Here is a 14283-nt window from a genome sequence, read left to right on the forward strand (position 1 = left end):
CGGGGGCCGGCCGTCGGTGAGCCGTCCCCCAGTGGGGTCGCGCCCTTGTCGCAGTAGGCTTCGCGCCATACCCAGCGAAGTCCGCCGGAGGAGCGCCCCGCATGAGCCTGTCCTTGAGGACCATCAGCCGAGAGCAGCATCTGGCTTATATCCAGAGCCTGCCCTCGGCGAGCCACTGTCAGGTCCCTGCATGGGCCGACGTGAAGAACGAATGGCGCTCGGAGAACCTTGGCTGGTTCGACACGTCCGGTGAACTGGTCGGTGCTGCGCTGGTGTTGTATCGCCAGTTGCCCAAGGTGAAGCGCTATTTGGCGTACTTGCCGGAGGGTCCGGTCATCAACTGGTTCGCGCCCAATCTTGATGAGTGGCTGCAGCCGATGCTGACGCATCTGAAGCAGCAGGGTGCGTTCACGGTGAAGATGGGTCCCCCGGTGGTAATCCGGCGCTGGAACGCGGCGGCGATCAAGTCGGGGATCCAGGATCCGGATGTGAAGCGGCTGCGGGATGTCGAGGCGTCGCACATCGAGCCGCGGGCCTTCGAGGTGTCGGACAAGCTGCGCCGGATGGGCTGGCAGCAGGGTGAGGACGGCGGGGCCGGGTTCGGTGATGTGCAGCCGCGGTACGTCTTCCAGGTGCCGCTGGCGAACCGTTCACTGGATGACGTCCTGAAGGGCTTCAACCAGCTGTGGCGGCGCAACATCAAGAAGGCGGAGAAGGCCGGCGTCGAGGTCGTCCAGGGCGGTTACGACGATCTGCCGGTGTGGCAGCAGTTGTACGAGGTGACGGCGGAGCGCGACCGGTTCCGGCCGCGGCCGCTGAGCTACTTCCAGCGGCAGTGGACGGCCCTCAACTCCGAGGATCCGAACCGGATGCGCCTGTACATCGCGAAGCACGAGGGCGAGCCGCTGGCGGCTGCGACGATGCTGACGGTCGGCCACCATGTCTGGTACTCGTACGGGGCGTCGGCGAACCACAAGCGTGAGGTGCGCCCGTCGAACGCGATGCAGTGGCGGATGCTGCGTGACGCGTACGCGCTGGGGGCGAGTGTGTATGACCTGCGCGGTATCAGCGACTCCCTCGACGAGACCGATCACCTGTTCGGCCTAATCCAGTTCAAGGTGGGCACGGGTGGTGAGGCGGTGGAGTATGTCGGTGAGTGGGACTTCCCGCTGAACAAGCTGCTGCACAAGGCGCTCGACATCTACATGTCGCGCCGCTGATCCGCTTGACTCCTCGTAGTTACCGTTCTTTCCTCTGATTCACCGCAGCCACGAGAAAGGTTCCGGACCGGTCATGGCGCTCACGCTCTACGTCGATACCGCGCGCTGGCGGGCGCACCAGAAGCATGTGATCGAGCAGTTCCCGGGCCTGGTGCCGGTCTGCAAGGGCAACGGGTACGGCTTCGGTCACGAGCGGCTGGCGGAGGAGGCGACGCGTTTCGGCTCCGATGTCCTCGCGGTGGGGACGACGTACGAGGCCGCCCGGATCAAGGACTGGTTCAGCGGTGATCTGCTGGTCCTGACGCCGTTCCGGCGGGGTGAGGAGCCGGTGCCGCTGCCGGACCGCGTGATCCGCTCGGTTTCGTCGGTGGACGGTGTGCACGGCCTGGTAGGGGCGCGTGTCGTCATCGAGTGCATGAGTTCGATGAAGCGGCACGGTATCGCCGAGCATGAGCTGGGCCAGTTGCACGCCGCGATCGAGGATGTGCGGCTGGAGGGTTTCGCACTGCATCTGCCGCTGGACCGTACGGACGGGTCAGACGCGGTGGAGGAGGTCATCGGGTGGATGGACCGGCTGCGTGCGGCCCGGCTGCCGTTGCACACGATGTTCGTGAGTCATCTGCGGGCGGAGGAACTGGCGCGGCTGCAGCAGCAGTTCCCGCAGACCCGGTTCCGGGCGCGGATCGGTACCCGGCTGTGGCTGGGGGATCATGACGCGACGGAGTACCGGGGTGCGGTGCTGGACGTGACCCGGGTCGCCAAGGGGGACCGTTTCGGCTACCGGCAGCAGAAGGCGGCCTCGGACGGCTGGCTGGTCGTGGTGGCGGGCGGTACGTCGCACGGGGTGGGTCTGGAGGCTCCGAAGGCGCTGCACGGTGTGATGCCGCGGGCCAAGGGTGTCGCGCGGGCGGGTCTGGCGACGGTGAACCGGAATCTGTCGCCGTTCGTGTGGGCGGGCAAGCAGCGCTGGTTCGCGGAGCCGCCGCACATGCAGGTGTCGATTCTGTTCGTGCCGGCGGATGCGCCGGAGCCGAAGGTGGGCGAGGAGCTGGTGGCTCATCTGCGGCATACGACGACGCAGTTCGACCGGGTGGTCGACCGCTGATTCTTCTGCCGGCGCGTGCACGCGCAAAAGGGCCCGGGCCGCACCTTTGGGTGCGGCCCGGGCCCTTTCACGTTCCGTACTGCCGCGCGGGGGCGGGGGCCTATTCGCGTACGGTCGTGCCCCATTCGACCCGGTGATGCGCCTCCAGGTGGGCGGCGTGCCGTGGTGGGCGCGCGGCCTCACCGAGGACGAAGACGTCGGGTGCGCCGTCGAGTACACCGCCGGACGGGTCGTCCGAGCCGTCGGTGCGTACGACGTCCCGTTCCGGCATCAGTACGTCGCGGACGACGACGGCGCACAGGTAGAGGGTCCCCAGCAGGTGGACGGCGATGGCGAGCTGGTAGCCCTCGGTGGGCAGACCCTGGTGTTTGTCGCCGCTTCCGGTGTACGCGAGGTACATCCAGATGCCCAGGAAGTACGTGACCTCGCAGGCCTGCCAGATCAGGAAGTCCCGCCAGCGGGGCCGGGCGAGGGCTGCGAGGGGGATGAGCCACAGCACGTACTGCGGTGAGTAGACCTTGTTGGTGAGGATGAAGACGGCGACGACCAGGAAGGCCAGCTGGGCGAAGCGGGGCCGGCGGGGGGCGGTGAGGGTGAGGGCGCCGATGCCTGCGCACAGGAGGAGGGTGAGGAGGGTGGCGTAGGTGTTGGCGTCGTCGAGGGGGTTGCCGGTGCGCTGGGAGATGATCAGCCAGAGTGATCCGAAGTCGACGGGGCGTTCCTGGCTGAAGGTGTAGAACTTCTTCCAGCCTTCGGGGGCGAAGTACATGACGGGGAGGTTGACCGCCAGCCAGGCGCCGGTGGCGCCGAGTGCGGCGGCGGCGAGTTCGCGCCATTTTCCGGCGCGCCAGCACAGCACGAACAGCGGCCCGAGGAGCAGTGCGGGGTAGAGCTTGGCGGCGGTGGCGAGCCCGATGAGGATGCCGTAGGCGAGGGGTCTGGCGCGCGACCACATGAGCATCGCAGCGGCGGTCAGGGAGACCGCGAGGAGGTCCCAGTTGATGGTGGCGGTGAGGGCGAAGGCGGGGGCGAGGGCGACGAGCAGCGCGTCCCAGGGGCGCCGACGGTGGGTGCGGGCGACGCAGACGGCGATGACGGCGGCGCAGACCATCAGCATTCCCGCGTTGACCATCCAGTAGACCTGTTCACGGTGCACCATCGAGCCGCTCTGCGGGGTGAGCCAGGAGGCGGCTTCCATGAAGAGGCCGGTGAGCACCGGGTATTCGAGGTACTGCATGTCGCCGGGCAGCCGGTCGAAGTAGGGGACGAGGTCGTCGGCGAAGCCGCGCCCGACGTAGAGGTGCGGGATGTCGGAATAGCAGGCGTGGGTGTACTGGGATGTGGCGCCGCGGAACCAGGCCCAGTCGTAGCAGGGTGCTTTCTGTGCCATGCCGAGGGCGAACATGCCGAGGGCGACGAGGACGATGACGCGGACGGGGGTCAGCCGGCCTCTGCCGAGCGCCGCGTAACGACCGGTAGGCCCGCCGATCATCTCGCTGCCGGCCGCGGCCACTTCGTCCTGCTGTGTGGGCAGTACGGGTCGGTCCTCGTGCGTGCTCGTCATGGGCTCATCCTGCCGTACGTCCCTGGGCATGAAGCGAGGGCCGTCGCGGCTGCCGCGACGGCCCTCGTGGCCGTGTTCCGTGGGGGGCCGAGTGGCTAGCCGGCCGGTCCGCCGAAGAAGCCGCCGTTGCCGCCGTTTCCGTTGCCGTTGCCGCCGTTTCCGTTGCCGCCGGTGCCGCCGGTGGGCGCAGAGGGCGACGGCGATACTCCGCCGGTGGTGCCGTCGGTGGTGCCCGCGTCGGCTCCCGCGGTGTTACCGGTGGTGGTGCCGCCGTCCTCCTCGCAGTCCCAGTCGAAGGGCCCGCAGGACTCGGTCGGCCCGGCGCTTTCCGACGGGGTCGGCGTCGCAGGCGCCGATTCGGAGGGCTTTTCGGACGGCTCCTCGGAGGGGGTGATGGACGGCGTCGGAGTGGGGGTGGGAGCGCCGTCGGCGTCGGCCTTGGTGCCGATCTCCTCGGCCTCGGGGAAGTCCTTCTTGGGCTCTCCCTTGAGGGCTTCGCGCATGTAGTTCGTCCATACCTCAGCCGGAATGTCACCACCGTGGATGGACGGCACGCCACCGGTGCCGTTCATCGACAGGAGCTTCTTGTCCTCCGGGTCGGTGCGGAACAGGGTGACGGCGGTCGAGAGCTGCGGGGTGTAGCCGACGAACCAGGCCGACTTGTTCTTGTCGGTGGTGCCGGTCTTGCCGGCGGCCGGGCGGCCCAGCTCCCTGGCCTTCTTGCCGGTGCCGTTCTGGACGACGTTCTGGAGGACCTTGGTGATGTTGTCGGCGATGGTGTCGTCCAGGCCCGTCTCCGCCTCGGGGGGCTCGAATCCCTGGAGCTCCTCGCCCTTCTGGACGACCTTGGTGACGGAGTACGGCTCGTAGTGGGTGCCGGAGGCGGCGAAGGTGGCGTACGAGTCGGCCATCCGGATGGCACTCGGGGTGGAGGTACCGAGGGAGAAGGAGGCGTTGTCGTTGGGGTCCATCGAGTCCTTGAGAATGCCGGTGTTCTCCGCGACCTCGCGCACCTTGTCCAGTCCGACGTCCATGCCGAGCTGGGCGAAGGGGGTGTTGATGGATTTCTCCATCGCCTCGGTGAGGGTGACGTAGCCGTAGGGGGTGGGGCTTTCGTTCTTCTGCCGGAACGGCTGTCCCTTGTTGTTCATGAGGGGCTGACCGGCGCGGTTGTTGATGACGGTCAGGTCGTTGCCGTTGTACTTGCTGTTCAGTGAGAGACCCTCGCCGCCGGAGTTCGGGGTGCCGTACTCCATCGCGGCCGCGAGTACGTACGGCTTCCAGGTGGAGCCGACCGGGACGCCGGAGGTGTCGGCGTTGTTGGTGAAGTGGTTCTGGTCCCAGCCCTTGCCGCCGTAGATGGCGACGATCTTGCCGTTCTCGGGGTCGACGGAGGCCGCGCCGAACTGGACGTGCTTGTCCTTTTCGGGGCGCTTCTTCTCGTCCAGGAACTCCTTGCGGGTCTTCTCGACCGATGCGGTGAGCGCGTTGACCTTGGCCTGGTTGAAGGTCGTGTAGATGCGGTAGCCGCCGAGTTCGAGCCTCTCCGGTGTGAGGCCGGTCTTCTTCATGACGTACTTCTTGGCCGTCTCGACGAGATAGCCCTTCTGGCCGGACAGCCCTCTGGCCTGCGCGGAGTCTTCGAGGTCCGGGAACTTCCGGTACTTGTCCCGCTCCGCCTTCGTCATGCGTCCGACCTCGACCTGGCGGTCGAGGACCCATGCCCAGCGCAGCTTGGCGCGCTTGGTGTTCTCCTCGGGGGTGGCTCCGGGGCCGATGCCGCCGTCCGGGTTGTAGAGGTTGGGGCCCTTGAGCAGGGCGGCGAGGAACGCGCTCTCGGACGGGTCGAGGTCGTCGCTGTCCGTCTTGAAGTACGCCTGGGCCGCTGCCTGGATTCCGTAGGCGTCGCGGCCGTAGTAGGCGGTGTTCAGGTAGCCGGCGAGGATCTCGTCCTTCTCCTCGGTGGCACCGAGCTTTATCGAGATGAAGAGCTCGGTGATCTTGCGCTTCATCGTCTGGTCCTGCTCGAGGTACGTGTTCTTCACGTACTGCTGGGTGATCGTCGATCCGCCCTGTGTGGAGCCACCCTTGGCCATGTTGACGACGGCCCGGGCGATGCCCATGGGGTCGACGCCCTTGTCGGTTTCGAAGGAGGCGTTCTCCGCGGCGATCACCGCGTCCTGCATCGACTGCGGGATCTTGTCGATGGTCACGATCTGGCGGTTGCGCGAACCGCCGGTCGCCGCCATCTGGGTGCCGTCGTCCCAGTAGAAGACGTTGTTCTGCGCCTCGGCGGCCTTCTGCGCTTCAGGCGTCCCGACCATGGCCAGCGCGATGCCGGTGCCCGCCATCAGGAGGGCAAAGAAGCCGAGGCAGGTTCCCCCGACCAGCTTCCACGAGGGGACCCAGCGGCTCCAGCCGTCCTTGTCCGACCGCGGGTAGTCGATGAAGCGCTTCTCGGAGCTCGGGTTGCCGCGGCCGGCGCCGCCGGCTTCGGGGGCGCGTCTGCGGCCGCCGGCGCCGCGCTGGGCGGCGCGACGGGCCTCGGCGCGGCCACCGTAGGGGCGCTCCTGCTCGTACGAGCCGGAGGGCGATCCGGCGGGGACGTCCCGGCGGGTTGCCCCGCGGCGGCCGGAAGGCGGCTGCTGCGCGGCTCGCCTGGCCGCGGCGCGTCCGCCGCCCTGCGGCTGCGGCGGTTTGCGACGGTGCTCGCTCATCGAACGACTACTCCTCGGGCAGGCGCGATCGCCTGGAAGCGGCAGTGGTGTTCCGGTCCCCCCGAAGTGCGGTCCCGTCCTGGAACGGGCCTGTCCGCACTGCCCCCGGGGCGACGACGCCCCCCGGCGTCACTTGGTTCCCGGTGGTCTGCATGCCGCACAGACTACGCACGGTCAAAACCCTTCCAGTGCCGAAGTTCACCCCAAACCAGGCAACTTGCCCGCCAGGAATTGCCGATGTGATGCCGGTCACTGTGGCCCCACTTGTCGCAGGAGCGCACCCGTTCTATCGTCTGGATGTATCGAGTCGATACATCAGCTCGGCATACGGGTCAGGGCGACGGAGGAGGCGAAGAGTGAGCAGACGCTCCGGCATCCTCGAATTCGCCGTACTCGGTCTGCTCCGCGAGTCCCCGATGCACGGCTATGAGCTGCGTAAACGGCTCAACACCTCGCTGGGAGTGTTCCGTGCCTTCAGTTACGGGACGCTCTACCCCTGCCTCAAGACGCTGGTCGCCAACGGCTGGTTGATCGAGGAACCGGGCAGCGCGCCGGAGGATGCGCTCGCCGCATCCCTCGCGGGGCGCCGCGCCAAGATCGTCTATCGGCTGACCGCCGAAGGTAAGGAGCACTTCGAGGAGCTGCTCTCGCACACCGGTCCGGACACCTGGGAGGACGAGCACTTCGCTGCGCGCTTCGCCTTCTTCGGCCAGACCGAGCGGGAGGTGCGGATGCGGGTGCTGGAGGGCCGCCGGAGCCGGCTGGAGGAGCGCCTCGAGAAGATGAGCGCCTCCCTGGCCCGGACCCGTGAGCGCCTCGACGACTACACGCTCGAGCTGCAGCGGCACGGCATGGAGTCCGTGGAGCGCGAAGTGCGCTGGCTGAACGAGCTGATCGAGAGCGAGCGGGCGGGCCGGGATCAGCGACGACCCGGCAGCGGCGCCGGCTCGGCTCAGCAGGACAACACATCAGGAGAGACGGGCGGTCTGCCCCGGCACGGGCATGCGGCGGGATCCGAGGGGACGCCCCCCGGGTCTCACATCCCGCCGGATCCGTCCGACGAGACCGCCAAGTGAGGCTTTGCACCCGCAGAGCTTCGACGAGTACACACAGGGAGCAACCGCCAATGGGTTCGGTTCGCGTAGCCATCGTCGGCGTGGGCAACTGCGCCGCCTCGCTGGTGCAGGGCGTCGAGTACTACAAGGACGCCGACCCGGCGGCCAAGGTGCCGGGGCTCATGCACGTCCAGTTCGGCGACTACCACGTAAGGGACGTCGAGTTCGTCGCCGCCTTCGACGTCGATGCCAAGAAGGTCGGCCTCGACCTCTCGGATGCCATCGGCGCCAGCGAGAACAACACCATCAAGATCTGCGACGTGCCCAGCAAGGGCGTCACCGTCCAGCGCGGCCACACCCTCGACGGCCTGGGCAAGTACTACCGCCTGACCATCGAGGAGTCCGCGGAGGCGCCGGTCGACGTCGTCCAGGTCCTCAAGGACCGCGAGGTCGACGTTCTGGTCTGCTACCTGCCCGTCGGTTCCGAGGACGCGGCGAAGTTCTACGCGCAGTGCGCCATCGACGCCAAGGTCGCCTTCGTCAACGCTCTTCCGGTCTTCATCGCCGGCACGAAGGAGTGGGCGGACAAGTTCACCGAGGCCGGCGTGCCGATCGTCGGTGACGACATCAAGTCCCAGGTGGGCGCCACCATCACGCACCGGGTGATGGCGAAGCTCTTCGAGGACCGCGGTGTGCTCCTCGAGCGCACCATGCAGCTGAATGTCGGCGGCAACATGGACTTCAAGAACATGCTCGAGCGTGACCGCCTCGAGTCCAAGAAGATCTCGAAGACCCAGGCCGTCACCTCGCAGATCCCCGACCGCGACATGGGCGAGAACAACGTCCACATCGGCCCGTCGGACTACGTGGCGTGGCTGGACGACCGCAAGTGGGCGTACGTGCGTCTTGAGGGCCGTGCGTTCGGTGACGTCCCGCTGAACCTGGAGTACAAGCTCGAGGTCTGGGACTCCCCGAACTCCGCGGGTGTCATCATCGACGCGCTGCGCGCCGCAAAGATCGCCAAGGACCGCGGTATCGGTGGCCCGATCCTCTCGGCGTCCTCGTACTTCATGAAGTCCCCGCCGGTCCAGTACTTCGACGACGAGGCGCGCGAGAACGTCGAGAAGTTCATCGCTGGTGAGGTCGAGCGCTAAGGCTCCGTCCGCGCGTATGTGTGAGGAGGGTCCCCGGGCAATATGCACGGGGACCCTCCTCGTATGTGACGCTTGCGCACATGCCTGTCGTACGTGATCTGCGCGTACTCCTGCGCCTGAGGGATTTCCGCCGCCTGCTCGCCGTACGACTGCTCTCCCAGTCGGCAGACGGCGTGTACCAGGTCGCCCTGGCCACGTACGTCGTGTTCTCCCCCGAGAGGCAGACCTCGGCCGCGGCCATCGCCTCGGCCATGGCGGTGCTGCTGCTGCCGTACTCCGTGGTCGGCCCCTTCGCGGGCGTGCTGCTGGACCGCTGGCGGCGCCGGCAGGTCTTCCTCTACGGAAATCTCCTGCGGGCAGCTCTGGCGTGCGTCACGGCGCTGCTGATCCTCGCCTCCGTCCCGGACTGGCTGTTCTACGCATCGGCTCTGGCCGTTACCGCCGTCAACCGTTTCGTCCTTGCGGGACTGTCAGCAGCTCTGCCGCGCGTCGTCGACGCTGACCGACTGGTGATGGCCAATTCCGTCTCTCCGACGGCGGGCACCCTCGCGGCAACAGCCGGCGGAGGGCTTGCCTTCGCCGTGAGACTGCTGGGCGCCGACTCGGACGCGGCCGTCGTCCTGCTCGGCGCTTCCCTCTACCTGTCCGCGGCCCTCGCTTCCCTGCGTATGGCCCCCGGCTTGCTGGGGCCGGATCTCCCACCCGATGCTCTGCGCCCCAGGATGACCGACGCCGTGGCCATGACGGCTCGTGGACTGGCTGAGGGTCTGCGCCATCTGGCGGAGCGGCGGACGGCAGCGCGGGCGCTGGCAGCAATGACCCTGCTGCGGTTCTGCTACGGGGCGCTGACCGTGATGGTGCTGATGCTGTGCCGGTATGCCTGGACGGAGCGGGAGTCGGAAGGCATGGCCCTGCTCGGCCTCGCCATCGCCCTTTCAGGGGCCGGCTTCTTCGCGGCGGCCGTGATGACACCGTGGGCGGTGGGCCGGTTCGGCGAGTTCGGGTGGATCGCCGCCTGTTCCGCTGCCGCTGCCGTGCTGGAACCGGCTCTCGGCCTGCCGTTCGCGCCGGTGCCCATGATGATTGCCGCGTTCCTTCTGGGGCTGATCACCCAAGGATCGAAGATCTCCACGGACACGGTGGTGCAGTCCTCGGTGGACGACGCCTTCCGCGGACGAGTCTTCTCGATCTACGACGTGCTGTACAACGCGGCATTCGTCGGCGCCGCCGGGGTGGCCGCACTGATGCTGCCGCCGGACGGCCGGTCGGCCGCCCTGGTCGTGTCCGTCGCCGCCCTCTACGCCGTGGTTGCCGCTGGGATGGCGCGCCCCATGAAGCGATAGAGGGGGAGACAAGGCGAAGGGGCGATGTTTCACGTGAAACATCGCCCCTGTTCTCCGCCTGACGTTTCACGTGAAACATCGCTCAGCTCTGCGCTACCCACCACTCCTTGAGTGACGCGATGGCGGCGTCCCGCTCCATCGGGCCGTTCTCCAGACGCAGCTCGAGCAGGAACTTGTACGCCTTGCCGATCACCGGGCCGGGGCCGACTCCGAGAACCTCCATGATCTCGTTGCCGTCCAGGTCCGGGCGGATCGCGTCCAGCTCCTCCTGCTCCTGGAGCTGCGCGATGCGCTCCTCGAGGCCGTCGTAGGCGCGGGACAGCGCGCTCGCCTTGCGCTTGTTCCGTGTCGTACAGTCCGAACGGGTCAGCTTGTGCAGCCGCTCCAGCAGAGGACCCGCATCGCGCACATAGCGGCGGACGGCGGAGTCGGTCCATTCCCCGGTCCCATAGCCGTGGAACCGCAGATGCAGCTCGACCAGCTTCGAGACGTCCTTGACCATGTCGTTGGAGTACTTGAGAGCAGTCATGCGCTTACGGGTCATCTTGGCGCCGACCACCTCATGGTGGTGGAAGGAGACCCGGCCGTCGGTCTCGAACCGCCGCGTCCGCGGCTTGCCGATGTCGTGCAGCAGCGCGGCGAGCCGTAGCACCAGGTCCGCCCCGCCGCCGGGCTCCTCCTGAGGGGCTTCCAGATCGATGGCCTGCTCCAGCACGGTCAGCGAGTGCTCGTAGACGTCCTTGTGCCGGTGGTGCTCATCGCTCTCCAGTCGCAGCGCCGGAAGTTCGGGGATCACACGATCGGCGATCCCGGTGCCGACGAGCAGCGCCAGCCCCTTGCGCGGGTTGGCGGAGAGCAGCAGCTTGTTGAACTCGTCACGCACGCGTTCGGCGGAGACGATCTCGATGCGCTCGGCCATCGATGTCATCGCCTCGACGACTTCGGGAGCCACCTCGAAATCCAGCTGTGCGGCGAAACGAGCCGCCCGCATCATGCGCAGCGGGTCGTCCGAGAAGGATTCCTCGGGCGTTCCGGGGGTCCGAAGGACGCGTGCAGCGAGGTCGCCGAGTCCACCGTGCGGGTCGATGAACTCCTTCTCCGGGAGGGCCACGGCCATGGCGTTGACCGTGAAGTCGCGGCGGATGAGGTCCTGCTCGATGGAGTCGCCGTAGGAGACCTCCGGCTTCCGCGAGGTCCGGTCGTACGCCTCGGAGCGGTACGTGGTGACCTCGATCTGGAAGAACCGGTCCGCTCCCCCCTCGTCGCCGGCGGCCTTCTGGCAGCCCACCGTGCCGAAGGCGATCCCGACGTCCCACACCGAGTCGGCCCACGGCCGGACGATCTTCAGTACGTCCTCGGGACGTGCGTCCGTGGTGAAGTCGAGGTCATTGCCGAGCCGTCCGAGCAACGCGTCCCTGACCGAACCGCCGACCAGCGCGAGGCTGAAGCCCGCGTCCCGGAAGCGTCGGGCGAGATCGTCGGCGACAGGGGACACCCGCAGCAGTTCACTCACCGCGCGGCGCTGCACCTGACTCAGGGCACTGGGGTTGTCTTCATTGGCGTTCGGCACAACAGAACAGGGTACGTGGCCCCGCCGACCCGAGCGCCCTCGTTTCCTTCCACACCGCGCTCTCCTGCGATCATGTGGAGCAGTCCGCGGCACTCACACACAGCGGGCCTCGTTACCATGCGTGGACGCACAACCGACGACCACTGATGACGAGGGACGGGCGAGCGCGTGGCCGAGGCGGCAGACTTCCGGGGGTCGGGCTCCTCTCCTGCCCGCCGATGGCTGCGGCGTGCAGCCGTGCTGGTCGCCGGGACACCTCTCCTGGCCGGGCTGATGTACGTCCCCGCAGACTCGCCGGCGCGGGCCGCCGACACCGCGGGACCGCGGAGTGTGGACGTGTCTCTCGACACACTGAGTCCTGCCGCACCCGTGAAGGGCGACTCACTCACGATCTCCGGCACGGTGGTGAACCAGGGCAAGGAGACGATCACCGACGCCCGGGTCGGGCTTCGCGTGGGACCGCCGATGACCGGCAGGACGGCGATCGACGCCGCCGCTGAACGCAGTGGCCCTGCACCCGGCAACCTCTCGGAGATCAACGACGCGTACACGTTCAAGATCGCGAAGCTGCCTGCCAAGATCAGCCATGACTTCACGCTCAAGGTTCCGGTCGACAAGCTGGGCCTCGACACGGACGGCGTCTACCAGGTCGGTGTGTCCCTCGCGGGCCACACGTCAAGCCACCCCGGCCAGCAGGTCCTGGGTATGGAGCGGACCTTCCTGCCCTGGCAGCCGGAGGCGGCGAAGAAGCGAACCCAGCTCACCTACGTATGGCCGCTGATCTCCTCGACGCACCTGACCTCCGAGACCGGCTCCGACGAACAGCAGACCCCGGTCTTCCAGAACGACAGCCTGGCGGCGGAACTCGCTCCCGGCGGACGGCTGGAACAGCTCGTCTCCCTGGGCAAAGAGCTGCCCGTCACCTGGCTGATCGACCCAGACCTGCTGGCCACCGTCGATGCGATGACGCGGAGCTACGAGGTCAGGGGGCCCAATGGCACGACCGTCCCGGGCAAGAGCCAGGACATCGCGAACCAGTGGCTGAGTTCACTCGAGGACGCCGTACGGGACCAGAAGGTCGTGGCCCTGCCGTTCGCCGACCCCGACCTGGCGTCACTGGCGCACCGAGGCAGGAATGTCTCCGGGTCGCTGAGCCACTTGCGGCCCGCCACAGAGGTGGCCAAGCAGGCAGTGGAGACCATCCTCCACGTGACACCCTCCACCGACTTCGCATGGCCGGTGGAAGGCGCCGTCGATCCCTCGATCATCAACACCGCCACTTCGGCGGGCGCCCACCATGTGATCACCCGCAGCGACAGCATGCGCGAGTCGGACAGCCTGTCGTACACGCCGACCGCAGCCCGGCCCATCGGCGGCGGCACCACGGCGGTGGTCGCTGATGCCCCGCTGTCCAAGGCCTTCCAGGGAGACATGTCCCGGGCAGGAAACTCCACGCTCGCCGTGCAGGAATTCCTGGCGCAGAGCCTAGCGGTGAACCTGCAGGGCACGGACAAGGAACGCAGCATCGTCGTCGCTCCACAGCGGACGCCGACCGCCAGCCAGGCGCAGTCCATGGCGAGCGCGCTGCGCGGCCTGCAGGCGAGCCGCTGGACGCAGCCGCTCGACCTGGAAGCGGCCGCAAAGGCCAAGCCCGACCCCGACGCCACCACCAGCGTGCCCGGCCCAGGCTCGTATCCCGACGCCCTGCGCAAGAGGGAGCTGCCTAGGGCAGCCTTCGAGGAGATCCGCACCACCCAGAACACGCTCGACCACTTCAAGGTCATCCTCACCGCGGAAGACCGTGTGGACATCCCGTTCGGCAACGCCATCCGCCGGGGCATGTCCGTCTCCTGGCGCGGCAAGCCGCAGGGGGCCGCCCAGTACCGTGGCGACGTACAGAGCTACCTGATCGGTCTCACCGAGAAGGTGCAGCTGATTCCGAAGTCGGACGCGACCCTCTCGGGACGCAGTGCGACGATCCCGGTGACCGTGCAGAACAGCCTCGTCCAGGGTGTCGACAACCTTGTGCTCCGGCTCACCTCGGACAAGCCGAACCGCCTGAAGTTCGGAGACAAGGCGGAAACCGAGCAGCCGGTCGCCGTCCAGGGCGGCCACAGCCAGTCGGTGAAATTCACCGCGAACGCCACGGCCAGCGGGCCGGTCGAGGTGACCGCCCAGCTCTACACCGAGGACGGTGTCCGCTACGGAGAGGCGAGGAGGTTCACCGTGGAAGCGACCGAGATCACGCCCACGGTGATGCTCGTGATCGCCGGCGGTGTTCTTCTCCTCGTCCTCGCAGGCATCAGGATGTACCGGCACCGCAAGCGGGCGGCCGCGCTGGCGACGGCCGCCGCCACGACGGATACGGTCTCCGCACCCACGGCACGGGCAGAAGCACCTGCCGCAGGACCCGCCGGGGAGGCACCTGGAGAAGCGGACGGCGCCGAGCAGCCGAGTGACCCGACACCGGACACCGGTCCGGAAAGCGGCAACCCGTCGGGCACGGGTGAGAAAGTGGACCGTTGAGCGATGGCGTGGCCGGTCGGCCTGGGGAC

At 67.9% G+C, this 14283-nt stretch carries 9 protein-coding genes; 6 read left to right on the forward strand and 3 right to left on the reverse strand.

The window, feature by feature from the left end; all coding sequences use genetic code 11:
* Positions 1-101 precede the first annotated feature (101 nt).
* A complete protein-coding gene (locus ACWV17_RS03605) occupies positions 102-1220 on the forward strand; it encodes a lipid II:glycine glycyltransferase FemX (RefSeq protein WP_455358437.1) in 1119 nt (372 codons plus the stop codon).
* Positions 1221-1293: 73 nt separating this feature from the next.
* Positions 1294-2325 (forward strand): alanine racemase, encoded by a 1032-nt coding sequence (locus ACWV17_RS03610; RefSeq protein WP_455352977.1) that lies wholly within the window; start codon positions 1294-1296, stop codon positions 2323-2325.
* Positions 2326-2425: 100 nt separating this feature from the next.
* Here ACWV17_RS03610 and ACWV17_RS03615 read toward each other — a convergent pair whose 3' ends face one another.
* Both ACWV17_RS03615 and ACWV17_RS03620 read right to left on the reverse strand, forming a co-directional pair.
* Positions 2426-3889, reverse strand: coding sequence for a glycosyltransferase family 87 protein (locus ACWV17_RS03615; protein ID WP_455358438.1), 1464 nt, complete (start codon positions 3887-3889; stop codon positions 2426-2428).
* A gap of 95 nt (positions 3890-3984) precedes the next feature.
* Positions 3985-6606, reverse strand: a complete 2622-nt coding sequence (locus tag ACWV17_RS03620; protein ID WP_455358439.1) for a transglycosylase domain-containing protein — start codon at positions 6604-6606, stop codon at positions 3985-3987.
* A 356-nt stretch (positions 6607-6962) separates the two neighbouring features.
* On the opposite strand from ACWV17_RS03620, the gene ACWV17_RS03625 reads away from it, so the two are divergent.
* From ACWV17_RS03625 to ACWV17_RS03635, 3 genes are all read left to right on the forward strand, one after another.
* A complete protein-coding gene (locus ACWV17_RS03625) occupies positions 6963-7682 on the forward strand; it encodes a helix-turn-helix transcriptional regulator (RefSeq protein ID WP_455358440.1) in 720 nt (239 codons plus the stop codon).
* Between the two features lie 50 nt (positions 7683-7732).
* The gene (locus tag ACWV17_RS03630; protein WP_455352973.1) at positions 7733-8815 is read left to right on the forward strand and encodes an inositol-3-phosphate synthase; all 1083 of its coding nucleotides are present in this window, start codon (positions 7733-7735) and stop codon (positions 8813-8815) included.
* A gap of 80 nt (positions 8816-8895) precedes the next feature.
* Entirely contained in the window at positions 8896-10158 is a 1263-nt protein-coding gene (locus tag ACWV17_RS03635; RefSeq protein ID WP_455358441.1) for an MFS transporter, read from the forward strand.
* 82 nt (positions 10159-10240) lie between these two features.
* On the opposite strand, the gene ACWV17_RS03640 is transcribed toward ACWV17_RS03635, so the two are convergent.
* Positions 10241-11728 (reverse strand): CCA tRNA nucleotidyltransferase, encoded by a 1488-nt coding sequence (locus ACWV17_RS03640; RefSeq protein ID WP_455358442.1) that lies wholly within the window; start codon positions 11726-11728, stop codon positions 10241-10243.
* A 168-nt stretch (positions 11729-11896) separates the two neighbouring features.
* Between ACWV17_RS03640 and ACWV17_RS03645 the strand changes: the two genes are divergently transcribed.
* Positions 11897-14254, forward strand: coding sequence for a DUF6049 family protein (locus ACWV17_RS03645; protein ID WP_455358443.1), 2358 nt, complete (start codon positions 11897-11899; stop codon positions 14252-14254).
* Positions 14255-14283: the final 29 nt, after the last annotated feature.

The sequence above is a fragment of the Streptomyces mabaensis genome, assembly GCF_053763515.1.